We start from the raw sequence: 26,633 nt of genomic DNA, 5'->3' as shown, positions 1-26,633 counted from the left end.
AAGCATCGCCGCCCGGATCATCCGCCGACGGGTTCAATCGACTCCGGGGCCAGGTCCGGCACCTGACTGGCCAGGTACTCGGCGAGCGAGCCGATCGTCGGATAGTCGAAAACCGCTGTGGCGCTAATGGTGAACGCGCCACCGAACTGGCCGTACAACCGATTACGGAGTTCGACCGCCATCAGTGAATCGGTACCGAGGTCGAGGAAGCGGCTGGTCGCGGCGGGAGGTTGCGCAAGCCGCAGGAATTGTTGTACTTCCCGCTGCAGGAATTCCGTCAGGAAACTGACTCGCTCCGCCTCCGGTACCTCGTGCAGCTTCTTGAGCAGCTCGCTGTCGCCGGGTGCCGTCGCGGCGTCGCTCGGCAGCAAGTGGTCGAGAATCGGTGGGCGTGAACCGCGCAGCATCTTCGCGGCACGCTGCCAGTTGGCTTTGATCACGCTCGCCTGCCCCGTTCCGTGGGCGACGATTTCGCCGAGCGCATTGAGGGCAGCCGTGGGTTCCATCGAAACCAGGCCTTGCGCACCGAGATTGGCGCGCGCCGCCTCCGAAGCGGCCATGCCGCCATGCGCCCAGGGACCGAAGTTGACACTGGTCGCGGGCAGGCCTTGCGCTCTGCGTTCGGCGACGAGCCCGTCGAGCAGCGCGTTGGCGGTTGCATAGTTGGCCTGGCCGGGCGAACCGAGCACGCTGGAGATCGACGAGTAGAGGACGAAGAAGTCCAGATCGTCCTTCCTGGTCAATCGGTGCAAGTTCCACGCCCCCAATGCTTTCGGCAGCAGGGCTGTCCGGAAGCGTTCGACACTCTGCTGCGGCAGCAGCGCGTCGTCGAGTACGCCCGCCAGGTGCACCACCCCCGCCAGCGGCGGCAGCTCCGCCCGGATCCGCTCCAGCAACTCCTCGACCTGGGACTCGTCGCCGATGTCGGCCGCAAGGGTGTGGATCCGGCAGCGGTAGCGCTCAGTGATGTTGGCGATCACCTGTTGTGCGTCCGCGTCGGGTGCGCGGCGGCCGGTCAGCACGATGTCACCGGCACCGAGTTGGGCCAGGTAGGACGCCGTGTGTAGGCCGAGGGCACCAAGGCCCCCGGTGATCAGATAGCTCCGATCGCCCTGCGGCTGCAGCGGGTTGGGCATCTGCAGCACGATCTTGCCGATATGCCGCGCCTGCTGCATGCGCCGGAACGCGGTTTTGGCTTCGCTCAGGGGGTAGATCTCGGCGGACAGCGGTGCCCACTCGCCGCTGCCCAACCCGTCCGACACTTCGGCCAGCAACCGCCGGATGCGCTCGGGGTCTTGCAGAATGGTCCCGTCCAGCGCCACCACTTCGTAGTCGATGTCGGGGCGGGCCTCCGCCATTCGCTCCGGAGTCCAGATGTCTCGCTTGGCGATCTCGGCGAAGCGGCCGCTGTGGGCGGTGGCCCGTACGGTCGCTTCGACAAAGCCCTCGTTGGTCAGGCTGTTGAGCACCACGTCGACGCCGGCACCGCCGGTGTCGGCGAGGATTTGGTCGGCGAAATCCGTTGTGCGCGAGTCGTACACATACTCGACGCCCAACTTGCGCAGGGTCGCGCGCTTGTAGGCGCTGGCGGTCGCGAAGACGGTCGCCCCGTGCTGCTGCGCCATTTGGATGGCGGCCAGTCCGACACCACCGCTCGCGGCGTGAATCAGGACGCGGTCACCGGGCCTCAGCTGCGCCCAGTCGAAGGCGAGCCGGGCCGTGAGTGCGGCAGCCGGAATGGTCGCCGCGGCCACCGCGCTGAGCCCGTGCGGTACCGGCGCCAGCAATTGAGCGGGAACATTGATCCGACTGGCAAATGCTCCCTGCATGAAGCCGAAGACGCGCTGGCCGACCTCGAATCCGGTTACGCCGGCACCCAACTCGGTGACGATGCCGGAGAAGTCGCCGCCGATCAGCCCCGGATCGCCCGGGTAGAGGCCCAGCACATTGAGCACATCCCGGAAGTTCAGACCGGCGGCCTCCACCCGAACTTGCACCTGGCCCGCAACCGGCGACAGCACTTCCGTCTCGGCGAGTCGCAAGTTGTCGATGGCGCCGCGTTCGGTCGGCGCGAGGACATAGTCGCCCGCGCGCGGCACCGCGAGGTGACCGCTGCGCGCCCATGGCACCAGCCTCGATGCCAGGAACTTTCCTTGCCGCAGTGCCAGTTCCGGCTCTTGAACGGATCCGTCCGGTGTGCGGAGCAGGCGCGCTAGCGAGTGCGCGGCCGCATCCGATCCGTCGTGGTCGATCAGCCTGCAGCGCAGTGTGGGCTGCTCGGCGATGGCGGTGCGTCCCAGCCCCCACAGCGCCGCCTGCACGGGATCGACCTGCTCGCCGGCTTCGGTCGCCACCGCTCGTTCGGTAACGATCCACAGCCCGCCGGGCAGTTGCACTCCCTCTTCGGCCAGCAGGGCGCGCATGGCGCCGAGGAGGTTGTCGACGTCGGCCTCCAGCCGAGCGCCGAATTCGTCACTTGACTCCTCCGCGTTCGGCCGGCCCCTGCCGCGCCAGACGATGCCGGTGACCGGCGTACCGCTCTCATGCGCGTGCGCGATGAGCTGCTGCCAGCCCTGCCGGCCCATCGCCCCTTCGGACCGGATACAACCCGGCAACTCGGCCGCCAGCTCGTCGAACCCTGCGACCAGCCATGGGCCGGGGGCCTTCTCGCCGTGCCCGGGATCGCTGATCGCCTCCGGCACCGGCACCTCGTGCCAGCCAAGCGTGTACAGCAGCCGGGAAACGTCGCCGCCAAGCCCGCGCAACAAGGCTTCCCGGGGCGCGCGTTTGACGGTGAACTCGCGTATTCCGGCGAGGTGACGGCCATTCCGATCCACGAAATCGAGATCGAAGACCTGCGTTTCGCTTTCGACGCCGCCGGTACGCCACTTCGCTCGGCAATAGAACCGCTGCGGCATCCGATCCGACAGCACCACCCGCCCGTACCGCAGCGGGAGAAACAGATCCGGAACCGCTCCGCGTTCGGTCGCCGCTAGCAGCGCCGGGAAGGCCGGGAAGGCGACGCCCGTGCACAGGTCCAGCAGCACCGGATGGACCGGCTCACTTCCCAGGTGTTCGGCGAGTTCATCGCCGACGACGACATCGCCGATCGCCTCACCTTCGCCCACCCACAGCGATTTCAGGGACGTCGACCAGGTCGGACCCCATGCCAGCTCCATGTCGGCGAAGGTGTCGAACAGCTGCTGGGGACGGGTGCGGTTCAACCGCTCGATCGCCGCTTCGACGGGGTCCGCCGGATCAACTGCCGACTCTTCGTCGACACCGGTGAAGACGGCGCCATCGGCGTTCAGCGCCCACTCGGCATCGCGGACGCCATATGGGCGGCTGTGCACTTGGAAGGTCCAGCCGCCGCGATCCTCGGAGGGATGCAATGTCAGCTGCACCTCGCGAGATTGCTTGTCGGCCAAGATGATCGGCTCATAGAAGAAGACGTCTCGCACGTGAGCCGGCGTTCCGACCGCCGCGAGGGCCATCGCCGCGTAGGTCGCGCCCGGAACGACGACGGTGCCATAGATGACGTGATGGGACAGCCACGGCTGGGACTTGACGGACAACCGGCTGGTATAGACGACGTCACCCGAGGCGAGGTCCTTTTCAGCGCCCAAGATGGCGGATACCGTGCCGCCCTGAGCATCGGTGCCTGCGATCCCGGACGCCTTGGGCCAAAAGTGCCGGCGCTGGAACGGATAGGTGGGCAGGTCGAGCCTGCGGCGTGGGAGTTGTTGCAGCGCAGCGAACTCGAGCCGATGTCCGGCAACGTACGCCGCGGAAAGCGCTTCGGCCATCTGGCGCCGGGCGCCCGCTCCCTTGCGCAGGGAAACGATCGCCCGTGGCGCCGGCGAGTGTTCCGGCCAGACCTGCACCGCAGCCGCGGTCAGAATCGGTTGCGGCCCGATCTCCATCAACACCGAGCATCCCAGCGCCGCCAGCGTGCGGACGCTCTCGGTGAACTGCACCGGCTGGCGGGAATGCCGCCGCCAATATTGCGCGTCGAGCGCGGTTTCCGCCGTGAGCACGGCGCCGGTGCGGTTGCAGACCAGCGGCCGTGTCGGGGTGGCGAACTGCAGCCGCGCCGCATAGGACTCGAATTCGTCGAGCGCCGGCTCTAGCAGCTCCGAGTGGAAGGCGTGGCTGGTATCCAGCCAGGTGCAGCGGATCCCGTCATCGCTGAAGATCGCGACAATCTTTTCCAGCTCGGCACCCGGACCCGACAGCACCGTATTGCGGCCGTTGTAGGCGGCGACCGAAACGGCGGAGAACTGCTTGGCTGCGTCCTCCACCTGCTCGGCGTCGGCGAACACCGCCACCATTCGGCCGCCCTCGGCCAGATTGCCGAAGAGCCGGCCGCGTTCGGCCATCAACCGTGCCCCGTCCTCGAGGCTGAAGACTTCGGCCACGCATGCCGCCGCATACTGGCCGACGCTGTGCCCAAGCACAACGTCGGGTTCGATGCCCCACGACTGCCACAACCGGGCCAGGCCCATCTCGATCGCGAAGAGCGCCGGCTGAGCAAAAGAGGTGTGCCGCAACGCGTCTCCCCCGGAGTCGCGGTCGGTGTCGAACACCACCTCCAGCAACGGACGCGGCAGCAGATCTTCGACCGCTTCCGCGCACCTCGTCACCGTTTCGGCGAATACCGGCTCCGTGTCGAACAATTCGCGAGCCATCCCCGGGTACTGGCTGCCCTGGCCGGTGAACAGCCACGCCGTCTTCGGCGGGTCGGCACACTCGCCGCGGACCACACCCGGTCGCACCCGGCTCTCGGCCAATTCGGCCAATGCGTCGCGGGCACCTTTGACGGAATCGACGACCAGGGCGGCGCGGTGTTCGAAATGCGAACGCCCGACGCCGGCCGTGAAGCACACGTCGGCGATGTCAACCTCGGGGTGTGCGTCCAGCCAGGTGCCGTAGCGCTGCGCCAAGGCCGCCAACGCCTGCGGCGAGCGCGCCGACAACGCAAACACGCCGAGCCAATCACCCGAGACGCCCGACTCCGGCGCCGTCGCGTCACCGTTTGCGGGGTCGCCGGCCACCGTTTGCGGCGGCGCCTCCTCGAGCAGCACATGGGCGTTCGTGCCGGTGAACCCGAACGAGCTCACTCCGGCCCGGCGGGGCCTGCCGTCGGTCTGCCAGGGCATCGCCCTGTCCACCACCCGCACCGGCAACGAGTCCCACGGAATATGCGGCGAGGGATTCTGGAAATGCAGGTTCTGCGGCAGAAGTTCGTGCTGCAGAGACAACACGACCTTGATCAAACCGGCGACCCCCGCGGCCGACTCGAGGTGGCCGAGGTTGGTCTTCGCCGATCCAATGAGCAAGGGCCGGTTCGGGTCACGGCCGGCGCCGTAGACGGCCGCCGCGGCCTGCACCTCGATCGGGTCACCCAGGGAGGTACCCGTGCCGTGCGCTTCGAGGTAATCGATGTCTGGACCGGCGACGCCGGCCCGGGCCAGCGCCGCGGAGATAAGCCGCTGCTGCGCACCCCCGTTGGGCACGGTCAAACCGCTGGAGGCGCCGTCCTGATTGACCGCGCTGCCCCGAATGACGGCACAGACGCGGTCGCCACTGCGCTGCGCATCGCTCAGCCTCTTGAGCACCAGAACGCCGCAGCCTTCACTGCGCACGTAGCCGTCGGCGGCGGCGTCGAAGGTCTTGCACCTTCCGTCCGGCGACAACATCCGGGCGCGGGAGGCGGCGACGATCGAGGCCGGACTCAGCAAGACGTTCACCCCGCCGGCCAGCGCCAGATCGCAGTCACCGGAGTGCAACGCCTGGCAAGCCTGATGGACGGCCACCAGCGAGGAGCTGCACGCGGTGTCCACCGCCACGGCCGGTCCTTCCAGCCCGAGCGCGAACGCGACTCGGCCCGCGATGGCATTGAGCGCATTGCCGGTGATGAAGTGTGCTTCGATGCTCTCGACCGAGTCCCGCGACAGCAGGTGTGAGTATTCGTTGGCGGCCACGCCGACGAAGATGCCGCTTCGGCTACCGCGCAGGGCCGCAGGGGAATAGCCGGCGCGTTCCAGCCCCTCCCAAGCGATCTCCAGCATCAACCGCTGCTGCGGGTCCATCCATAAGGCCTCGCGCGGGGAGATACCGAAGAACTCCGGATCGAATTCGTCGATCCCGTCGAGGAATCCGCCGCTGCGGCTGTAGATCTTGCCCGGCGTTTCGGGGTCCGGGTCGTAGTACTCGTCGATTTCGAAGCGGTCATCCGGGATCTCCCGGATCGCGTCGACAGCGCCGGACAGGACTTCCCAATACGCTTCGGGATCGGGCGAGGCCGGAAAACGGCACGCCACCGCGACGATCGCGATCGGCTCGTCCGCGGACCCGGTCGACAGCGACGGCGGCGGCTGGGTAGCCGCCTTGGAGCCCGCCTGCGCGGTGAGGCCGAGGACGTCGGTGAGCAGGTACTCCGCCACGTCGGTGACACGCGGGTAGTCCATCGCCAGGGTCGCCGGCAGTTCCTTGCCCACCGCATGTTCCACGCGGCGCCGCAATTCGACCGCCATCAGCGAATCCATGCCCAGGTCGAAGAATCCGGCCTCCTCCCGAATCTCCGCCGCGTCGATCCGTGTCACCTCGGCGACAACATCGCGCAGGTAATCGACGAGGAGTTTCTTGCGCTGCTGCGCCGGGGCGAGGGTGAGCTGTTCCACGAACCGCGTGGGCCCAGCGGAAGGTTCGGGGGCCGTCACCGACTCGGGCACCTCGCGGCCGACCTCCTCGAGGAAGGACCGCTTGCCCGCCTGCTGATAGAGCGGCAGGAAACGGGACCAGTCGATCCGAGCCACCACCCCTTGCGTCGCAGAAGCCACGATGAGCTCGGCCATTCCGGCCAGCGCATCAGCGGGCGGCAGCGTGCGGACTCCGCGTTGCTCCAGTCGCGCACGTGCGTCTTCGTCGGCCATGCCGGCCGTCCACGGACCGAAGTTGACGCTCACCGCAGTGACACCCTGCTCGCGGAGCCGCCAGGACAATCCGTCCAGGAAGGCGTTGGCCGCGCCGTATGCGGTCTGGCCAAAGCTGCCCCATACCGAGGCGATCGAGGATGTGCTGAGGAAGAAGTCCAGCGCCAGGTCCACGGCAGCCTCGCTCAAATGCCAAGCGCCCCAGACCTTTCCCGCGAACACCCGATCCACTTCAGCATCGTCCAGGTGGCGCAGCGGCGTGTTACCGATCTCTCCGGCGGCATGGACGATCCCGGCGAGCGGCGGTAGTTTGGCCTGCACGGTGGCCAGCAGGCGAGCAACGTCGTGCGGATTGGCGACATCGGCTGTGATGACCCGCGTTTGGCAGCCCCACTGTTCGCGCATGGCATCGATCCGCCGTTGCGCCGCATCGCTGGGCGGGCGCCGGCCCGTCAACACCAGGTGCCCGGCACCGTGCGCGGCCAGGTATCCGGCGATTTCCAGCCCGACCGCGCCCAATCCACCGGTCACCAAATAGGTGGCCTCGGCACGCAAGGCGAGCGGTGTTCCGATCGGCCGCCCTTCGCGCCGGGTCAGCCGGGCGACATAGACACCTTCGTCTCGCAGCGCGACTTGGTCTTCGCCACGCGGCCCTGCCACCACCTGACTGATCAACCGGGTCCACTCGCCGGCAGTGCCTTCGGACAGATCAGCCAGCCCGCCCCACAACTGCGGATGCTCGAGGGAAGCGGCGCGCCCGAACCCCCACAGACAGGACTGTGCGGGCCGTACGCTGTCGGCCGCGGTGACACGTTGCGCGCCACGGGTTATCAGCCAGATGGGTGCGCGGATTTCGGCGGCGGCAGCGGCGCGGAAGAGTCGACGCGTTCCGCCCAGGACATGGTGTTGCATCCGCAACAAGGAACGCATCGATGGCGCATTGCCCCGATCGAGCCCCGCGCAATGCAGGATGCGTAGCGTCGGTTGCTCTGCCGCCGCCGCGCGCAGCGCCGATTCGAGCCGCTCCTCTTCGGCGTCGGACACCGGCAGCCCGACGATCCGGAACGGATGACCCTGAGCGGTCAGCGCGTCGGCTAACGGTGCGACCGCTTCGGCGTCATCGCCGATCAACAGCCAGGAAACGGTGTCCGTGCGGGTGGCCGCGGCAACGGATTTCTCCCAACGGATCTCGTACCGAGCATCCGCAATGGACTCGGTTTCCCGCTGTCGGTTGTGTTGTGCCGCAAGCCTGGTCAGCACGTCGGTGGTCTGCCGGCTGGCGTTCGCACCGTCGATCAGCGCGGCAAGTTCCTCGATCCGGCCGTCCTCGAGAAGTTGGACGGCTTCGGTGCGCGTGGCATCGGCTTTCGCGGGCACCTGGGTGGATGGAACGTCGTTGTCCCGGAACCAGTACCGGCGATGCTGGAACGGATAAGTGGGCAAGTCGAGCTTGCGCGTCGGCCCCTGCTGCAGAGCCCCGAAGTCCGGCAGGTGACCGCCGGTGTAGGCGGTGGCAAGGGCTTCGATGATCTGGCGGTGGTCGCCGCCGGTTCGGCGCAACGACGGGATCGCCCGCGGCGCCGCCGCCCGGTCAGGCCATGCCCGCAAAGCCGCGGCGGTGAGCACCGGTTGCGGACCCACCTCCAGCAGCATGGCGCAATTGAGATCGGCCAGGGTGGCCACACTCTTGGCGAATTCGATCGGCTGGCGCGCGTGGCGGCGCCAGTACGGTCCATCGAGTTTCGCATTCCGGCCGAGGGCGGCGCCGGTGCGGTTGCATACCAGAGTCCGTTGTGGCGAGCAGAAATCGAATCGGCTTGCGTACGACTCGAATTCATCGAGGGCCGGGTCCAGCAGCGCTGAATGGAACGCGTGGCTGGTGTCCAGCGACTCGCATCGAACACCGTCGGCGGTCAAGCTGGCCACCGCCCGGTCCAGATCCTCTGCTGGTCCCGACAGCACGGTATTGGCACCGTTGTAAGCGGCCACCGAGAGCCGCGGGAATTCGTCGGTGAAGCCCTCGACCCGCTCCGCGGCGGCGAAGACCGCCACCATCCGACCGCCCGCGGGCAAACCGCCGAAGAGGCGACCGCGTTCGGCGAGCAACGACGCTCCGTCCTCGAGGCTGAACACACCGGCGACGCATGCGGCGGCATACTGGCCGACGCTGTGACCCAGCACCACGTCGGGTTCGAGGCCCCACGACTGCCAGAGCCTCGCCAAGCCCATCTCCACGGCGAACAACGCCGGCTGGGCGTTGTTCGTCCGCCGCAGATCTTCGGAACTCGCGGGGTCGAAAATGACGTCCAACATTGGCTTTTCGAGCGCGCCATCGACCACCGCCGCGCAACGGGTCATCGTTTCGGCAAACACCGGTTCGGTTTCGAACAACTCCCGGGCCATGCCGGCGAACTGGCTGCCTTGACCCGGAAACAACCACGCCGTCTTCGGCCTGTCGTCGCACGTTCCCCGCACCAAACCCGGCGCGGGACGGTCGTCGGCGAGCGCCCCGAGCAACTCCGCGGCGGACTCCGTCGAATTGACCACCAACGCGGCGCGGTGCTCGAAGTGAGCTCGGCCGACGCCGGCGGTGAAGCACAGCTCTGACAGGCTGGTATCCGGATGCGCGCTCAACCAGCTGCGGTATCGACCGGCCAGCTGCGCCAAGGCTTCTGGGGTGCGCGCCGACAGCGGCAGCACGCTGAATCCTCCGTCCGCGGTCTTCGCGACGGGTACCGCGGGCGCAGCGAGCTGGGGCGCTTCCTCGAGGATGACGTGCGCGTTGGTCCCGGAGAAGCCGAACGAACTGACCCCCGCAACCCGGGGTCGACCGTTGCGCTCCCAGCTGGTGGCCTCGTCCACCACCCGCACCGCAAGCCGATCCCACGGGATGTAGGGCGATGGGTTCTCGAAGTTCAGGTGCTTCGGCAAAACCTGGTGCTCGAGCGACAGGACAACCTTGATGATTCCGGCGATCCCCGCGGCGGCTTCCAGATGCCCGATATTGGTCTTCACCGACCCGATCAACAGCGGCCGGCCCGCATCACGACCCTCGCCGAGTACCGCGGCCGCGGCCTGGACTTCGATCGGGTCGCCCAGCGATGTCCCGGTCCCATGCGCCTCCAGGTATCCCACGTCGCGGGCGGAGACGCCGGCGCGCTTCAGCGCCTCGGCGATGACGCGCTGCTGGGCGACACCGTTCGGCACGGTCAGTCCGCCCGACGCGCCGTCCTGATTCACCGCGCTGCCGCGGACCACCGCCCGAATCCGGTCACCGTCGCGGATCGCGTCGTCCAGCCGTTTGAGGACGACGACACCGCATCCCTCACCGCGCACGTAGCCGTCCGCCGCCGCGTCGAACGTCTTGCAGCGGCCATCGGGCGCGAGCATGTGCGCCCGCGAAAAGGTCATCATCGTGGCCGGGCTGAGCAGGACATTCGCACCGCCGGCCAGCGCGAGGTCACATTCCCCCAGCCGCAGCGCTTGGCAAGCCTGATGGACCGCCACCAACGACGAGCTGCACGCGGTGTCGACCGTGACGGCCGGGCCCTGCAGCCCCAACCGGTAACTGATCCGCCCGGCTGCCGCGGCGGCCGCCGTCCCGATCGCCATGTACGCGTCGATCGCGTCGTACTTCAGCTCATCCGAGACCATCGCCAGGTAGTCATGGGTGGACAGACCAATGAAAACCCCGGTGTTGGTATTCGCCAAAGCCGTTGGGGCCGTGCCTGAATGCTCCACCGCCTGCCATGCCGTCTCCAGCAACAGCCGATGCTGTGGGTCCATCAGCATGACCTCACGCGCCGATACCCCGAAGAACGGCGCATCGAACCCCACTGCGTCGTCGACGAAGCCCGCCCGTCGGCTCACAATCTTCCCGGGCGCGTCGGCATCGGGGTCGAAGAATTCCTCGACACGCCACCGGTCCGGGGGCACCTCTGACACCGCATCCCGCCCGTGCCGCAGCACGTCCCAGAACTCCGACGCGTCGGCAGCACCCGGAACACGGGCTGCGTAGCCGACTATCGCGAAACCCGATGCCTTCTCTGTTGAAGCTTCGGCGGTTCCCATGCATCTGTCCTCTCGCATCGACCCGCGAAGGTAGATCCCCGGGGCCGGCCTCCGGCGACGGGTCCGTAACTCCGGACCAAACCGTGTGACCCGATCACTGCACCACATGCCGACCCGGTACGCAGGAGAATCGTTCCCCCTACGGCGAGTAGTGTCGCCGGATGCCAGACTGCGTCCCACGCCGGGCCGCCCATCACCCTAATCGGTAGCCCCGCCTGTCGCTGCGAGCACGTGCGGCCCGGCATGTCGGGGACGGTGGGTGCCGAAGAAGCTATCTTGATCTCGCCAGCGGCCGGCCGGAACCGCAGCGCTGGCGGAACGAGGAGAAGATATTGCGTATCGGGAAAATCACCATCGGCTCAATCCGTGATTGGACGCCGAGCCCAGGAGTTCTCATCTCCTGGCACCCGACACCCACGGCCCGGGAAAGGGCCCGGCAAGCGCCGGTCAGCCCGGTGCCCGTCAGCTATATGCAGAGTCAGCATCTTCGGGGTTATCACCGGCAAACGACCTCGGGGCTCGACTATTCACGGCAAATCATCGCGACCTGCGAAGTCCCCGGCCAGTGCGACATCTCCGCCATGAATGACGCGCTCAATGCATATTTGCGCCGGCACGACACGTATCGCAGCTGGTTTGAGCACACCGACGCGGGCGACATCATTCGGCATACCATCGACGATCCCGCCGATATCGAATTCGCGCCCACCGACCACGGCGAAATGGCCGTTGACGACTTGCACAACCATGTGGTGGCCACACCCGATCCGCTGCACTGGGAGTGCTTCAGCTTCGGGATTGTCCAAAACGAGAATCACTTCACCTTCTACGCGAGCATCGACCACGTCCACGGGGACGCGGCGCTGATCGGCATCACGATGGTGGAGTCCCACGCGCTGTACATGGCGTTGACGGGTGGCGCGGGGCCCCTTGCGCTGCCCGCCGCCGGCAGCTTTGACGATTTCTGCGCCGAAGAGCGCCGCTACACGTCAGACTTGACCCTGGATTCGCCGCAGGTGCGCGCGTGGATCGACTTCGCCGAGAACAACGATGGAAGCCTGCCGGAGTTCCCTTTGCCACTGGGAAATCCGTTGGAGCCCAGCAAGAGTGAGATGATCACGGACACCCTGATGGACGCGCAACAAACCGCGAGATTCGAAGCGGCCTGCTCGGCGGCGGGTGCGCGCTTCGTCGGCGGCTTGTTCGCCTGCCTCGCCCAGGTGGAACACGAATTCACAGGTGCCGCCACCTATTACGGACTCACCCCCAGAGATACCCGAAAAACTTCGGACAACTTCATGACCCAGGGTTGGTTTACCGGCTTGGTTCCGATCACCGTGCCGATTGCCGCCGTGTCCTTTAGCGATGCCGCCTGGGCGGCTCAGAGTTCTTTTGACTCGAGTCTGAACATGGCGAAGGTCCCCTATTACCGCGTGCTGGAATTGGCGCCGTGGCTGAGCAGGCCCCGCCCTAACTTTCCGGTGACAAATTTTTTGCATGCGGATGCCGCTCCGATGAACGCCGTGCTCGCGGCAGCTGAGATGGGCTACACCAACAACATTGGGATCTACTCCGACGGAAGATATTCGTACCAGCTAACGATCTATACCTTCCGGTACGAGGAAGGCACCGCGATGGCGATAATGTTTCCAGACAACGCGGTTGCCCGAAAATCAGTCGCCCGGTATGTCGCGGCAATGAAGTCCGTCTGTATGCGGGTCGCTGATAGCGGGCATTGGGGGCGCGTTGCCTAGCGGGGAACAGTGCGATGGCTACTGATTTTCTCCGGACTCGGCCTTTTCACGCGGCCGGGAGCGTAGCGAGGTCGATGTGCGACGGCTAGCTGATTTTGTGGTGCGTTGGCCCGGGGTCGTCATAGGTTTCTGGGTCCTGATCGCGGTCGCACTGCCGCTGACGTTCCCGCCCCTGAACGAGATGGCGCAGAAGCACCCACTCGCGATGCTGCCGAGCGGCGCGCCGTCGAGCGTGGCCGCCCGGAAGATGACCGAAGCGTTTCACGAATCGGGCGCCGAAAACCTCATGCTGGTGGTGCTCAGCGATGAGAAAGGGCTTGGGCCCGCCGACGAAGCCACCTACCGCAAGCTGGTGAGCGCCCTGCACGACGACCGGCGCGACGTGCTGATGTTGCAAGATTTCGTCAGCACGCCGCCCTTGCGTCCGGTTTTGACCAGTAAGGACCGCAAATCCTGGGTGCTGCCGGTCGGCCTCGCCGGCGAATTGGGCACACCAAAGTCCTACGCCGCCTACCTCCGCGTTGCCGACATCGTCAAACACAACGTCGCCGGATCCCCGTTGACAGCGAACCTGACCGGACCCGCTGCCACCGTCAGCGATCTCACCGTCGCGGGCGAGCGGGATCGCCTTCCGATTGAACTGGCGATCGCCGCCCTGGTGCTCGTCGTCCTGCTGGTGGTCTACCGCAACCCACTCACCATGCTGCTGCCGCTGCTCGCGATCGGAGCGTCGATGGTGATCGCGCAGGCCGTCGTCGCCGGAATCTCGCAAATCGGCGGCCTAGGCGTTTCGAACCAGTCCATCGTCTTCTTGAGCGCCATCATCGCCGGCGCGGGAACCGACTACGCGGTCTTCCTGATCAGCCGCTACCACGACTATCTGCGACGCGGCGCGGACTTCGACGAAGCCGTGCGGCGGGCGCTCACCTCGATCGGAAAAGTGATCGCCGCATCCGCGGCCACGGTCGGAATCACTTTCCTCGGAATAAGTTTCGCCCGAATGGGTGTGTTCTCCACGGTGGGTGTCTCGTCGGCCATCGGGATCGGCGTCGCCTTCCTCGCTGCGATGACCTTGCTGCCCGCCATCCTGGTAGTGGCCGGGCCGCGCGGCTGGGTCAAGCCCCCACGCGAACTGACCGCCCGGTTCTGGCGACGTTCGGGGATTCGCATCGTGCGCCGGCCCGGCGTGCATCTGGTTGCCAGCGTGCTGGTGCTGATCATCCTCGCCAGCTGTGCGGGCTTGGTGCGCTACAACTACGACGACCGCAAGGCCCTGCCGTCCTCGGCACCGAGTTCGATCGGGTATGCCGCGCTGGATCGCCACTTCCCGGTCAATCAGTCCATTCCCGAATACATCCTCGTCCAGTCACCGCACGACCTGCGTACGCCGCGGGCGCTTGCGGATCTGGAGCAGATGGCCGACCGAGTCAGCCAACTGCCGAACATCGCTGCGGTCAGCGGCGTGACCCGGCCCGCGGGCGCGGTGCCGGAACAGTTCAGGGCCACCTACCAGGCGGGCGCCATCGGCGCTCGCCTGGGCGCCGGTTCGGCCCTGATCAGCGACCACGCCGATGATCTCAACCGACTGCTCGCCGGGGCCAACACCCTGGCCGACAACCTCGGCGATGTGCGGGGCCAGGTCAACCAGATGGTCGCAGGGATGCAAGGCCTGACCGAGGCTTTCACTTCGATGAGGACCCAGTACGGCGGCGACAAGTTGGTCAAGGAAGTCGTCACCGCCGCCAAGCTCGTCAGCAGCATCAATTCCCTCGGCCATACCATCGGCGTCAACTTTGCGGCCGTCAAGGACATGTTCGCCTGGGTGGCCCCGGTGCTGGCGGCGCTCGAGGGCAACCAGGTTTGCGATGCCGATCCGTCCTGCAGCGCCACCCGCGCCCAATTCGAGCGTGTGGTCAATGCCCGCGGTGACGGAAGCCTCGACCAGATCAACGATCTGGCGGGACAGCTCCAGGCGTTCCAAGACCGGCAGACCCTCAACGCCTCGGTGGATCACCTGCGTGGTGCACTCGCCAACTTCGTCAAGGCGCTGCATGCCATGGGGCTGGACCAGCCCGGCGGCCTGCAGGCCGACCTGAACCATCTGCAACAAGGCGCTGACCGGTTCGCCAGCGGAAGCCGGCAAGTGGCCGATGGGGTGGACCAACTCGTCGACCAGATCAAACAGATGGGTACGGGGCTCGGCGAGGCGTCGGCGTTCCTCCTCACGCTGAAACGCGACGCGGCGGAACCGTCGATGGCGGGGTTCAACGTTCCGGCGCAGCTGCTGCACATGGAGGAGTTCAAAAAGGCCGCCAAGGCGTTCATTTCGCCCGACGGGCACTCGGTGCGGTATTTGGTGCAGACCAAACTCAACCCGTTCAGCGCCGAGGCGATGGATCAGGTCAGCGCGATCAGCGATACCGCCAGAGGAGCCCAACCGAATACGTCATTGGCGGATGCGTCGATATCGATGGCCGGATATCCCGTTACGCTCCGGGACACGCGAGACTTTTACGAGCACGACATCAAATTCATCATTGTCGTCACCATCATCGTCGTGCTGATGACGCTGATCGCGCTGCTGCGTGCGGTCGTCGCGCCGCTGTATCTGGTCGCTTCCGTCGTTATCTCGTACTTGTCGGCGGTGGGTATCGGCGTCCTGACATTTCAATTCCTACTGGGCCAGCAATTACATTGGAGCGTCCCGCCGTTGGCCTTTGTGGTATTGGTCGCCGTCGGGGCCGATTACAATATGCTTTTCGTCTCGCGAATGCGTGAAGAATCCCCGAACAGCATGCGTTATGGCGTCATCCGCGCGTTGAGTTCGACCGGCGGTGTGATCACCGCGGCGGGTTTGATCTTCGCCGCCTCGATGTGGGGCCTGGTGTTTTCCAGCATCGGCACCGTCGTCCAGGGTGGCTTCGTGATCGGGATCGGAATCTTGCTCGACACCTTTCTGGTCCGCACCATAACGGTGCCCGCCTTGGCTACGCTGGTCGGGCGGGCCAGCTGGTGGCCGTCACGGCCGGGAGCGCAGCGGTCGCGAGCCCAGTCACCGGCCGGGACCGCGGACTAGTACCAGTCAGCTGCGAGGCCGACGAGCGATATGCGACACTACGAGACCAAGTCGGGCAGGCGGGAAGTGGCGATGCGGCAAGTACTCGCAGGAGTTACCGCTGTGGTAACCCTCGGCGTCACAGGATATTTCGGCCTCGGGATCGCGACGGCCGATGACGAGCCCGGCGACGGGACGGCGTACGCGTTGGGCGGCGCGCACGTTCCCGGCATTCCGTACGACGAGTACGGCAGGCGCCTGGGTGCCGGCTGGTTTCCCGGGCTGAGCCGAGAGATCGTCGACTACCCGGCGGGGCAGGTGCAGGGCCACGTGCTCGAACGGCTCTTTCCGGGGATTGGTCGGCTCGATGAATCCTTCCCGGGTTTGGGCGTGGATGGCCCCAGCGTCGGCGAGTCGGTCGCCGTGGGGACCGAGAACCTGGATGCGGCGATCCGCAGGGGTGGGCCCGGTGCCGCGATCGGGTTGTCCGAGGGTTCGCTTGTGGTTGACGCCGAGCAGGCCCGGCTCGCGAACGATCCGACCGCTCCCCCACCAAACCAATTGGTCTTCAGCACATTTGGCAATCCGGTCGGGCATCACGCCTTCGGCGAGAGTTTCCTGACCTCATTCTTTCCGGTCGGCGCCGTCGTTCCTGCAATGGACTACCGCATACCGCCCCCCGTGGAAAGCCAATACGACACCAAGGCCTTCGTCGCCGCCTACGACATGATCGCCGACTTTCCGGACCGGCCGGACAACCTGTTAGCGCTGGCCAACACGCTCGTGGGCGAAGCGACCGGTCATACCGCGGTCGCGTTCACCGACCCCAGCATGGTGCCGCCGCAGAACATCAGGACGACCGTCAACTCCAGGGGCGCGAAGACGACGACGTATCTGATTCCCGAAAGGCACCTCCCGCTGGTACTGCCCTTGGGCTACCTGGGCGTGCCGGAAGACGTGCTGAATCAGCTCGACGCGGAGCTGACCCCGATGGTGAATGCGGGCTACTCGCGCAACGACGACCCGCTTACCGCTCCGCTTCAAGTGGATCCAGTGCGGGGCTTCGACCCCGCGGCCGTGATCGCACCGGCCAGTCAGGCCACCTTCGGCGGGGGCGGCGATCCCTTTTCGCAGCTGATGTCCAGTGCCATGGCTGCGCTGAATCAGGGCAACCGCTGACCTTGAGGGTGTAGACACGCCCGGGCGTATGGCGGCGATAATGACCCAAATTCGCCCACGTCAAAGGAGACGCGATGAGCAAACCCCCGACGGACCGCCCGCTGCGCGTCATCCAGTGGACGACCGGCAACATCGGGCGACGTTCGCTGCACGCCATCATCGGCAGGCCGGACATGGAGTTGGTCGGGGTGTACGCGCACGGAGCGGACAAGGTCGGCGTGGATGCCGCCGAACTGGCCGGCTGGCCGAAACCGACCGGCGTGCGCGCGACGAACGACATTGACGCGCTGATCGCCCTAGGTGCCGACGCGTGCTGCTACAACCCGTTGTGGCCCAACATCGATGAGCTGGTGCGCTTGCTGGAGGCGGGCGTCAACGTGTGCTCCAGCGCGGCCTGGATCACCGGCGGCAAGCAGACGCCCGAGGACCGCGAACGCATCGTGGATGCTTGCAAACGAGGCGGTTCGACGATCTTCGGCAGTGGGGCGCACCCGGGCATGACCAACATGGTGGGCATGGTGCTCAGCGGCGCGTGCGAACGCGTCGACGAAATCCGGATCACCGAGTCCGTGGATTGCTCGACCTACGAGTCGGCGGAAACGCAGACGGCGATGGGCTTCTCGCAGGATCCCGACACGCCGGGGCTGGCGGAAAGCGTGCGGCGCGAAAGCGAGGTCTTCGCCGAATCGGCCGCCATGATGGCAGACGCGATCGGCGCGAAGCTGGACCGGATGACCTTCGACGTGACCTTCACCGCGGCCACCGGGGATTCGGATCTGGGCTTCATGAAAATCCCCGCGGGAACGGTCGGCAGCGTCTATGGATACCACCGCGGCTGGCAGGGCGACCGCAACGTGGTCAGCGTCGGGTTCAACTGGACCATGGGCAATCATGTGGTGCCGCCCAAGCCGCTGGAGCACGGCCACGTCATCCAGGTGTACGGACTGCCCAACATGCGGACGGTCCTGCATTGCCTGCCACCGAAGGATTGGACGGAGCCCGGGTTCATGGGGTTGGGAATGATCTACACGGCGATGCCGGTGACCAATGCGGTCCCGGCGGTGGTGGCGGCCGAGCCCGGGATCGTGACGCTTGCCGATCTGCCGCCGGTCACCGGCAGGGTGGCCCGGTAACGGCCCGGAACCATATGCGGTTCACCACATCGGAGGCACCCGGAGGAACGCTTGCGTGCACTAAGGTTTAGAGTGCTTAGCTGAGCAAATTGTCGAGGGACATCGGTGTCGTCGGCGACGTAGGTGAGCTTTGCGGCAGCGCCGGGGTGGCGGTAATGCGGAAGGCGGTCAGGTGGTGGCTAGTCCAGACTCAGGTCCACGTACCGGCACCGTGACCCGCGTCCTCAAAAGGGCGTGGATACCGCTGCTTCTGGTGGTGGTCTTGGCCCTTTCGGCGTTGATCGTGTCGCGGCTCCACAAGATTTTCGGCTCGCAGGATCTCAACGCGAACTCCGGCAAGGGGATCGAAATCGTACAGTTCAACCCGAAGGTCGTCGTGTACGACATCACGGGGCCACCCGGGGCCACCGCCAACATCAACTACTGGGACGAGAACGCCAACACCCATCAGGTCAATGCGGCGCCACTGCCGTGGTCGACCACCATCTCGACCACCTTGCCCTCGGTGAGCGCCAACATCATGGCGCAGAGCGACAGCGGTGAGATCAGCTGCAAGATCACCGTCGACGGCGTCGTCCGCGAACAGCGGAACTCCGACGGCCACAACGCGCAGACCTTCTGCCTGGTGAAGTCCGCATGAGCGACGGCACGGGCAAGGGCCACCTGGGCACCGCGGACACCGAGGACACCGGACCGGTCACGACGCCGGCCCAAGCAAAGGCCGAGCGCGGCCACCGGCCATACCTGCCCCACTCGATCCGAATCTTCGCGGTGCCGATCATCGTGGGCTGGGTGTTCGTCACGGTCCTGGTGAACGTCATCGTCCCGACGCTGGAAAAGGTCGGCGAGGCCCATTCGGCGCCGATGACACCGCTGGACGCGCCGTCGATGAAGGCGATGATGCGGCTGGGCCACAACTTCCGCGAGTTCGATTCCAACAGCACGGTCATGATCGTGCTGGAGGGCCAGCAGCCCCTCGGCCCGGACGCGCACCAGTACTACGACAAGCTGATTCGGGACCTCCGCAAGGATCCCCAGCACATCCAGCACATCCAGGACTTCTGGGGCGATCGGCTCACCGCCGCGGGCGCGCAAAGCGCCGACGCCAAGGGCGCGTACGTGATGATCAACCTGGCCGGAAACCAGGGCACCACGCTGGCCAACGAGTCGGTGGACGCCGTGCGCAAGGTGATCGACGAGAACAAGGCACCACCGGGTGTGAAGGCCTACGTCACCGGTCCCGCCGCGTTGTCCGACGACATGCACATCATCGGTAACGCCAGCCTGGCCAAGATCACGCTGTTCACCTTGGGTGCCATCGCGATCATGTTGCTGCTGGTCTATCGGTCCATCGTCACCACGCTGGTCCAGCTGTTCATGACCTTTGTCGCGCTGGCCTGTTCGCGGGGTGTCGTCGCCGTTCTCGCGTACCACAACGCATTTGGGCTCACCACTTTCGCCGCCAACATCCTCACCATGCTGGCGATCGCGGCCGGCACCGACTACGGCATCTTCCTCGTCGGCCGTTATCAAGAAGCGTTGCGCGCCGGCGAGGATCGAGAAACCGCGTACTACACCACCTTCAAAGGGGTGGCCCCGGTTGTGCTGGGGTCGGGGCTGACCATCGCCGGGGCGACGTACTGCCTGAGTTTCACGCGGTTGCCCTGGTTCAACACCATGGGCGCCCCTGTAGCGATCGGCATGCTGGTGGTGGTGCTGGCCGGACTGACGCTGGGTCCGGCGGTTGTCTTCGTGGGCAGTCGCTTTCACCTCTTCGAGTCCAAGCGGGCGGCCAAGCGCGGGCGGCTCTGGCGGCGGGTGGGCACCGCGGTGGTGCGCTGGCCCGCACCGGTTTTGGCCGTGAGCGCCGCGGTCGTGTTGGTGGGCATGGTCGCGTTGCCGAGCTACAAGACGAGCTACAACGACCGCTACTACCTACCGACCTCCGCCCCATCCAATCTCGGGCAGGCGGCCGCCGACCGCCATTTCTCGCAGGCCCGGATGAACCCCGACATGCTGATGGTGGAGTCCGACCATGACATGCGAAACCCGGCCGACATGCTGGTGTTGGACCGGGTCGCCAAGAACGAGATGCGCACGCTCGGCATCGCCATGGTTCAGGACATCACCAGGCCGCTGGGCATTCCGATTCAGCACAGCTCGATACCGTTCCAGAACAGCATCCAAAGCCAGACGACGATGCAGAACATGGGCTTCCTGAAGGAGCGCATCGCCGACATCCTCAGAATGGCCGACGACCTGCAGACCCAGATCGAAACCACACAGCGCCAATACGAGGTGTCACTAGACCTGTCGAACGCCGCGGACGACAGCGCAAAGACCACGGCCGTGACGTCGCAAATCACCGATACCCTGCGTGACCACATCGCGGATTTCGACGACACCTTCCGGCCGATTCGCAGCGTCTTCTACTGGGAGAGGCACTGCTACGACATCCCCGTGTGCATCGGGTTACGGTCCCTCTTCGACACGTTCGACGGGTTCGACCAGCTCGCCGAGCAGTTCCACTACCTCACCGCCGACATCGCGCACACCGCCAAAGCCACCCACGACCTGAATGCGCTGTTTCCCACGCTGATCACCACGCTGAAGACCACCAGGGGCATCACGCTCACCCTGTACCAGACGTTCAAGGCGATGATCGACCAGATGGAGGCGATGAGCAATACGGCGATCGTGATGGGGCAGAGCTTCGACGCGTCGAAGAACGACGACTTCTTCTACCTGCCGCCGGAGGCTTTCGACAACCCCGATTTCCAGACGGGCCTTCGCATGTTCTTGTCGCCCGACGGTAAGTCGGCGCGATTCTTCATCACCCACCAGAGCGATCCGATGACGCCGGAAGGTATTTCGCGGGTCGACGCCGAGCGCACCGCCGCGCAGGAGGGACTCAAGCAGTCGTCTCTGCAGGACGCCAAGGTCTATCTCGGCGGCACGGCCCCGACGTTCAGGGACATGGCCGACGGCGAGAAGTACGACCTGATGATCGCCGTGGTGTCGGCCCTGACGCTGATCTTCATGATCATGCTCCTGCTGACTCGAAGCGTGGTTGCCGCGCTGGTGATCGTCGGCACTGCGGCCAGCTCGATCGCCGCGTCATTCGGCCTGTCCGTGCTCATTTGGCAGGACCTGTTCGGCATCAGAATCCACTGGATCGTGATGGCGCTGTCCGTCATCATCCTGCTGGCCGTCGGATCCGACTACAACCTGCTGCTGGTCTCGCGATTCAAAGAAGAGATCCATGCCGGGCTCAAGACCGGAATCATCCGGTCGATGGCGGGTACCGGTGGGGTGGTGACGGCCGCGGGCCTGGTGTTCGCCTTCACGATGGCCTCGATGCTCGGCAGCGACTTGCGGGTGCTGGGCCAGTTCGGCTCGACGGTGTGCATCGGTCTGCTGCTCGACACCCTGATCGTGCGCACGCTGCTGATGCCGTCGATCGCGACGCTGCTGGGACGATGGTTCTGGTGGCCGCAGGTGGTACACCCCCGCGGCGACAACGCCCGGCGCGCGGTGCCGGCTTAAGTCGGCAGCTGCACGACCACCGCGACGGCTCCGGCACCGACATGCAGCGCCAGCACCGGCCCCAGCGGGGTGATGATCGCCGGCTCGCAGACCGGTAGTCTGCGCGCCAGCTCCGCCGCCACTTCCTTGGCGCCGTCCGGGTTGGCGACGTGATGAACCGCCAGCGCGGCCGGACTGTCGCCGGCGACCCCGCAGACCCGGTCGATCATCGCCTCCGTCGCGTGGGTGACGGTGCGTACCCGTTGCGCCAGAACGAGTTTGCCGTCGTCGATGCGCAGCAGCGGCTTGAGCGCCAGCGCCGTGCCCAGCCATGCCTTGGCGCCGCCGATTCGCCCGCTGCGGCGCAGGTTGTCCAGCCGGTGCACCACCATGAAGGCGTGGCTTTGCCGTGCGGCCGCGGTCGCCGCGCCGGCGACAGCGTCGAGGTCACCGCCGGCGGCGGCGGCCCGCGCGGCGGCCAATGCGATGAAGCCCGTGCCCATGGCGGTCGACTTCGAGTCGACGACCCGTACGTGGGCGTCCAGGTCGGCGGCGGTCCGTTCCGCCGCGCCGCAGGTGCCCGACAGTGCGGACGAAATGTGCACCGCCACCACGCCGTCCCCGCCGCTGTCGGCCAGCGCCTGCTGGTAGGCGTCGGCCAGTTCGGCCGGTGTGGCCGCCGCGGTGGTGGCGTGACGCTTGTAGATGTCGTCGGGGATCTGGTCCACGCCGTCACGCAAATCGACACCGTCGAGCAGGATGTGCAGCGGCACAACCCGTATCGCCCACTGCTCCAGCAAGTCGGCCGGCAAGCGCGCCGACGCGTCGGTCACCACTACGACGGACATCGAGCTACCCGCGTGGCTTGTCGGTGTGAACGCCGGTCTGATTGCGCGGCTCTCCCCCGCAAGCGGGAGGTGCCCCCACCTCATCGCGCTGCGCGTCCCCCGCAAGCGGGCGGTGCCCCCCCTGCATCGTCGCCACGCCGGCTTCGGCCAGGGCCTTCAGCATCAGCTCGGCGACCGCCTGGTGCGCTTCGAAATTCCAGTGAATGCCGTCGGGATTTCCGCGCCCACTCATGATGTGCTCGGCGACAGCCGCTTTGAGGTCCACCAGGGGAACGTCGTGGGTTTGCGCCCACTCCGTGATCGCCGCGGCGGTCGCCGGGCGGCCATGGTGGGCCCTGCCGTAGGTGTCGGCGATATGCACCGACGGCAGCGAGGCCACGATCGGGATACCCGGGCGGTTGAAATCGATTGCGTTGCGGGTCTGTTCGAGGTACTCGGCGCTCAGGTGCGCGGGCAGCGCGGACCGGGCCACCGGCGAGAGCCTGGGCTGCAGCCAGCCGTAGCCGTCGCGGACCCAGCGCCGCACTCGCGGCGGGCGCACGTAGCGGATCAGTTCGCGCAGCGCGGTCGGCAGCACCGACGGCAGCGAATCCATGCCGCCGGTCGCGAAAATGACCGCCCCGGCCCTGGGCAGCGCCGCCCAGGCGCGCGGGTCCTGGGTCGCCGCCCACCAGATATCGCGGCAGGTCCAGCCGATGCGACCGATGAGTTCCACATCCCAACCCAATTGCGCTGCAACGATATTGGGCCAGATGCGCGGATCGTCGGCGGGCAGGCCGCCGGTGGGCCCGTAGTAGGCCAGCGAGTCGGCGAAGATCAGCAGGGTGGGCCGTGCATCAGAGGACATCGTTGGGCACCTGCGCCGAAGCGTTCCACACATCGAGGCGCCAGCGGATGCTGTCGAAACCCGCCCCGGAGTCGTCGGCATGGCCGGAAAGCTGCACCCAGCTGGCGTTGCCCATGCCGCCCAAGGTCGGCCAGTTCGCGACCGGAAGCTTGAGCAGCGCGGCCGACAGCGCGGCGATCAGCCCGCCGTGGGCCACCAGCACCACCGGCCGATCGGCGTGCTGGGGGCCACCCCATTCCGGCTCGCCGGAGACCAGTTCGGTAACCAACGGAACGCTGCGGGCGGCGACGTCGACCCGGCTTTCGCCACCATGGGGCGCCCAGGTGGCGTCTTCCCGCCAGGCCAGCCGGGCACCGGGGGCCTGCGTGTCGACCTCGGTGTGCGTCAGCCCCTGCCAGTCGCCGAGATGGGTTTCCCTCAACCGCGGATCCACCCGGATCGGCAGGCCGGTCCGCTCCCCGAGCCGGATCGCCGTGTCGTAGGCGCGATGCAGATCCGACGACACGATGAGCAATGGCTGTAGCTTGCCGAGCACCTCGGCGGCGGCGATCGCTTGCGCCCGCCCGAGCTCGCTGAGTTGGGAATCCAGCTGCCCCTGCATGCGGCTGCCCGCGTTGAACTCGGTTTGCCCGTGCCGCAACATGATCAGCCGACGAATCGTCATTGCGCGCCCGCCGAGTCGTCGGGAACCGCGGCCAGGTCCACCGGCACGACCGGGCAGTCGCCCCACAACCGGTCCAGGGCATAGAAGTCGCGGTCGTCCTGGTGCTGGATGTGCACGACGATGTCGCGGTAGTCCAGCAGCGTCCAGCGGCCCTCCCGGGTGCCCTCCCGGCGCGCCGGCTTGTAGCCCGCCCTGCGCATCTTCTCCTCGACCTCGTCGACTATGGCATTGACCTGCCGCTCGTTGGACGCCGAAGCGATGACGAAGCAGTCGGTGATGACAAGTTGACCGGACACGTCGATCACGACGACATCGTCGGCCAGTTTCGAGGCGGCCGCGCCGGCGGCCACGGTCGCCATGTCGATCGCCTCCTGCGTGGCGGTCATGTGTTCTTCCCGGCGGGCAGGGTTGATCGGCTCACGGTGTCCTTCGATTGTTCGCCGCGATACAGCCGGCGCTTGGAGACGTACTGCACCACGCCGTCGGGCATCAGGTACCACAGGGGCCGGTGCTGCTCGGCGCGCAGACGGCAGTCGGTCGACGAGATCGCCAGCGCCGGGATCTCGACGAGCGTCAGCACGTCCTCCGCCAGCTCGCCCAGCACGCCGGTGATGTGTTCGCGCCGCAGCTCGTAGCCGGGCCGGCTGACGCCGACGAACCGCGCCAGCTCGAACAACTCCTCCCAGCCCTGCCAGGACAGGATGGAAGCGAGCGCGTCGGCCCCGGTGATGAAGTACAGCTGCGAATCGGGGTTGAGGGCGTGCAGTTCCCGCAGGGTGTCCTTGGTGTAGGTGGGCCCGGCGCGGTCGATGTCGACCCGACTCACCGAGAAGCGCGGGTTGGACGCGGTGGCGATCACCGTCATCAGGTATCGGTCCTCGGCGGCGGAAACGTGGCGGTCCTTCTGCCAGGGCTGACCGCTGGGGACGAACACCACTTCGTCGAGGTCGAACAGGTCGGCGACCTCACTCGCGGCAACCAGGTGCCCGTAATGGATGGGATCGAACGTCCCACCCATCACTCCCAGCCTGCGCAGCTGCTTTTGCACGATTTGCCAGCTTACTTGAGGCGGCGATCCGGCCCGATTCCTCAGCCCGCGGGCCGGTCGGCACCCCGGGGGCCTCCCGCGAGCGTCACGCCAGCGTGACGCAGGGAGGAAGAACGCCCTCAGACCGGTAGCAGCTGGTCGATCACGGCGGCGAGCTGCTTGGCCGACCGGCATTCGTGCATCGTGATGACCTCTTGGTAACGCGGCACCGCCGAGTCGCCGCTGCCCCACAGGTGTTTGGGCTCGGGATTCAGCCAGTGCGCGTGCCGGCTGGCGGTCACCATGTGGGCCAGCAGCTCGGTCTCCGGATTGCGGTAGTTGGTGCGGCCGTCACCGAGCACCAGCAGCGAGCTGCGCGGGGAAAGGACGTTGGGGAACGCCTGCACGAACGACGCGAAGGCGTTGCCGTAGTCGGAATGCCCGTCGCGGCTGTACACGCCGGCCTCCCGGGTGATCCGCTGGATCGCCACGGCCAGGTCGGCTTCGGGCCCGAACATGTGGGTGACCTCGTCGGTGGTGTCGATGAACGCGAACACCCTCACCCGCGAGAACTGTTGGCGCAGCGCGTGTACCAGCAGCAGGGTGAAGTGGCTGAACCCGGCGACGGAGCCGGACACGTCACACAGCACCACCAGCTCCGGGCGCGCGGGGCGGGGTTTGGCCAGCACCACGTCGATCGGCACGCCCCCGGTGGACATCGACTTGCGCAGCGTCTTGCGCAGGTCGATCACGCCCGCGCGGCTGCGGCGCCGCCGGGCCGCCAGCCGGGTGGCCAGAGTCCGGGCCAGCGGAGCCACCGCCCGTTGCATCTGGCGCAGCTGTTCGCCGGAGGCCCGCAGAAACTCGACGTTCTCGGAAAGCTGTGGGATGCCGTACATCTGGACGTGGTCGCGGCCCAGCTGCTCGGCGGTCCGCCGCTTGGTCTCGGCGTCGACCATCTTGCGCAATTGCGTGATCCGCTGCGCCGCCATGGCTTTGGCGATCTGTTCCTGGGTGGGCGTGGGTTCGTCGCCGTACGGGGCGAGCAGCCCGGCCAGCAGTTTGCCCTCCAACTCGTCCAGGGCCATCGCCTTGAGCGCCTGGTACGACGAGAACGACGGGCCGCGGCTGGAACTGTATTTGCCGTAGGCCTCCACGATGCGCGCGATCATCGCGACCAGCCGCTGGTCCATGTCGGCGAGCTCGGGGTTCTCGGTGAGCAGATCCAGCAGCATCTGGCGCATCGCCTCGACGTCGTCGGGCGGCAACGAGGTATCGCCTTGCGCGTCGGCCTCCTCGTCGGTCACCACCGCGCGGGTGCCCAGCGCCGCGGGAAACCACAGGTCGAACATGGCGTCGTAAGTCTCGCGGTGTTCGGGACGGCGCAACACGGCGCAGGCGATGCCCTCGCGCAACACCTCACGATCGCCCAAACCGAGGGTGGCCATCACCCGCCCGGCGTCCACCGTCTCGGACGGTCCCACCGAAATCCCCACCGCGCGAAGGGCTTCCACGAAGCCAACCAGGTGGCCGGGCAGCCCGTGCGGGGCGAGGGGCCGGGTCGGTCGGATGCGGCGGGGGGCCATCGGTGCGTC

Annotated in this window: 13 protein-coding genes; 6 read left to right on the top strand and 7 right to left on the bottom strand. The window is 66.7% G+C overall.

The window, feature by feature from the left end:
- Nucleotides 1–17: 17 nt before the first annotated feature.
- Complete coding sequence (locus A5756_RS12930; protein WP_066952779.1) at nucleotides 18–11,006, bottom strand: type I polyketide synthase; 10,989 nt, start codon at nucleotides 11,004–11,006, stop codon at nucleotides 18–20.
- 332 nt (nucleotides 11,007–11,338) lie between these two features.
- Here A5756_RS12930 and A5756_RS12925 point away from each other — a divergent pair, with 332 nt between their 5' ends.
- The 6 genes from A5756_RS12925 to A5756_RS12900 all read left to right on the top strand — a co-directional run bounded on the left by A5756_RS12925 (nucleotide 11,339) and on the right by A5756_RS12900 (nucleotide 21,673).
- Nucleotides 11,339–12,760, top strand: coding sequence for a condensation domain-containing protein (locus A5756_RS12925; RefSeq protein WP_066952777.1), 1,422 nt, complete (start codon nucleotides 11,339–11,341; stop codon nucleotides 12,758–12,760).
- 76 nt (nucleotides 12,761–12,836) lie between these two features.
- Nucleotides 12,837–15,836: an RND family transporter gene (locus tag A5756_RS12920; RefSeq protein ID WP_066952775.1), complete on the top strand. Its 3,000-nt coding sequence runs from the start codon at nucleotides 12,837–12,839 to the stop codon at nucleotides 15,834–15,836.
- A 72-nt stretch (nucleotides 15,837–15,908) separates the two neighbouring features.
- Nucleotides 15,909–16,994, top strand: coding sequence for an acyltransferase PE (pe, locus tag A5756_RS12915; protein WP_066952879.1), 1,086 nt, complete (start codon nucleotides 15,909–15,911; stop codon nucleotides 16,992–16,994).
- A gap of 74 nt (nucleotides 16,995–17,068) precedes the next feature.
- Nucleotides 17,069–18,127, top strand: coding sequence for a dihydrodipicolinate reductase (locus tag A5756_RS12910; RefSeq protein WP_066952773.1), 1,059 nt, complete (start codon nucleotides 17,069–17,071; stop codon nucleotides 18,125–18,127).
- A 172-nt stretch (nucleotides 18,128–18,299) separates the two neighbouring features.
- The gene (locus A5756_RS12905; RefSeq protein WP_197505366.1) at nucleotides 18,300–18,767 is read left to right on the top strand and encodes an MmpS family transport accessory protein; all 468 of its coding nucleotides are present in this window, start codon (nucleotides 18,300–18,302) and stop codon (nucleotides 18,765–18,767) included.
- Complete coding sequence (locus tag A5756_RS12900) at nucleotides 18,764–21,673, top strand: RND family transporter (RefSeq protein WP_066952769.1); 2,910 nt, start codon at nucleotides 18,764–18,766, stop codon at nucleotides 21,671–21,673. The genes A5756_RS12905 and A5756_RS12900 overlap by 4 nt, the downstream gene beginning before the upstream one ends.
- Here A5756_RS12900 and A5756_RS12895 read toward each other — a convergent pair.
- From A5756_RS12895 to A5756_RS12870, 6 genes are all read right to left on the bottom strand, one after another.
- Nucleotides 21,670–22,500 (bottom strand): DegV family protein, encoded by an 831-nt coding sequence (locus A5756_RS12895; RefSeq protein ID WP_066952767.1) that lies wholly within the window; start codon nucleotides 22,498–22,500, stop codon nucleotides 21,670–21,672. The two genes, A5756_RS12900 and A5756_RS12895, sit on opposite strands and share 4 nt — an antisense overlap.
- A 4-nt stretch (nucleotides 22,501–22,504) precedes the next feature.
- Nucleotides 22,505–23,347 carry a diglucosylglycerate octanoyltransferase gene (octT, locus tag A5756_RS12890; RefSeq protein WP_066952765.1) on the bottom strand — a complete coding sequence of 281 codons (843 nt, stop codon included), beginning with the start codon at nucleotides 23,345–23,347 and terminating at the stop codon, nucleotides 22,505–22,507.
- Entirely contained in the window at nucleotides 23,337–24,011 is a 675-nt protein-coding gene (gpgP, locus tag A5756_RS12885; RefSeq protein WP_066952763.1) for a glucosyl-3-phosphoglycerate phosphatase, read from the bottom strand. Before gpgP ends, octT begins: the two co-directional genes overlap by 11 nt.
- Complete coding sequence (rsfS, locus tag A5756_RS12880; protein WP_066952762.1) at nucleotides 24,008–24,397, bottom strand: ribosome silencing factor; 390 nt, start codon at nucleotides 24,395–24,397, stop codon at nucleotides 24,008–24,010. The genes gpgP and rsfS overlap by 4 nt, the downstream gene beginning before the upstream one ends.
- Nucleotides 24,394–25,047 (bottom strand): nicotinate-nucleotide adenylyltransferase, encoded by a 654-nt coding sequence (gene nadD, locus A5756_RS12875; protein ID WP_255360749.1) that lies wholly within the window; start codon nucleotides 25,045–25,047, stop codon nucleotides 24,394–24,396. The genes rsfS and nadD overlap by 4 nt, the downstream gene beginning before the upstream one ends.
- Nucleotides 25,048–25,178: 131 nt before the next feature.
- Nucleotides 25,179–26,624 (bottom strand): VWA domain-containing protein, encoded by a 1,446-nt coding sequence (locus tag A5756_RS12870; protein WP_066952760.1) that lies wholly within the window; start codon nucleotides 26,622–26,624, stop codon nucleotides 25,179–25,181.
- Between the last annotated feature and the right edge of the window lie 9 nt (nucleotides 26,625–26,633).

The organism is Mycobacterium sp. 852002-53434_SCH5985345, assembly GCF_001667155.1.
Lineage (GTDB): Bacteria > Actinomycetota > Actinomycetes > Mycobacteriales > Mycobacteriaceae > Mycobacterium.
This window is presented reverse-complemented; position numbering and strand designations above follow the sequence as displayed.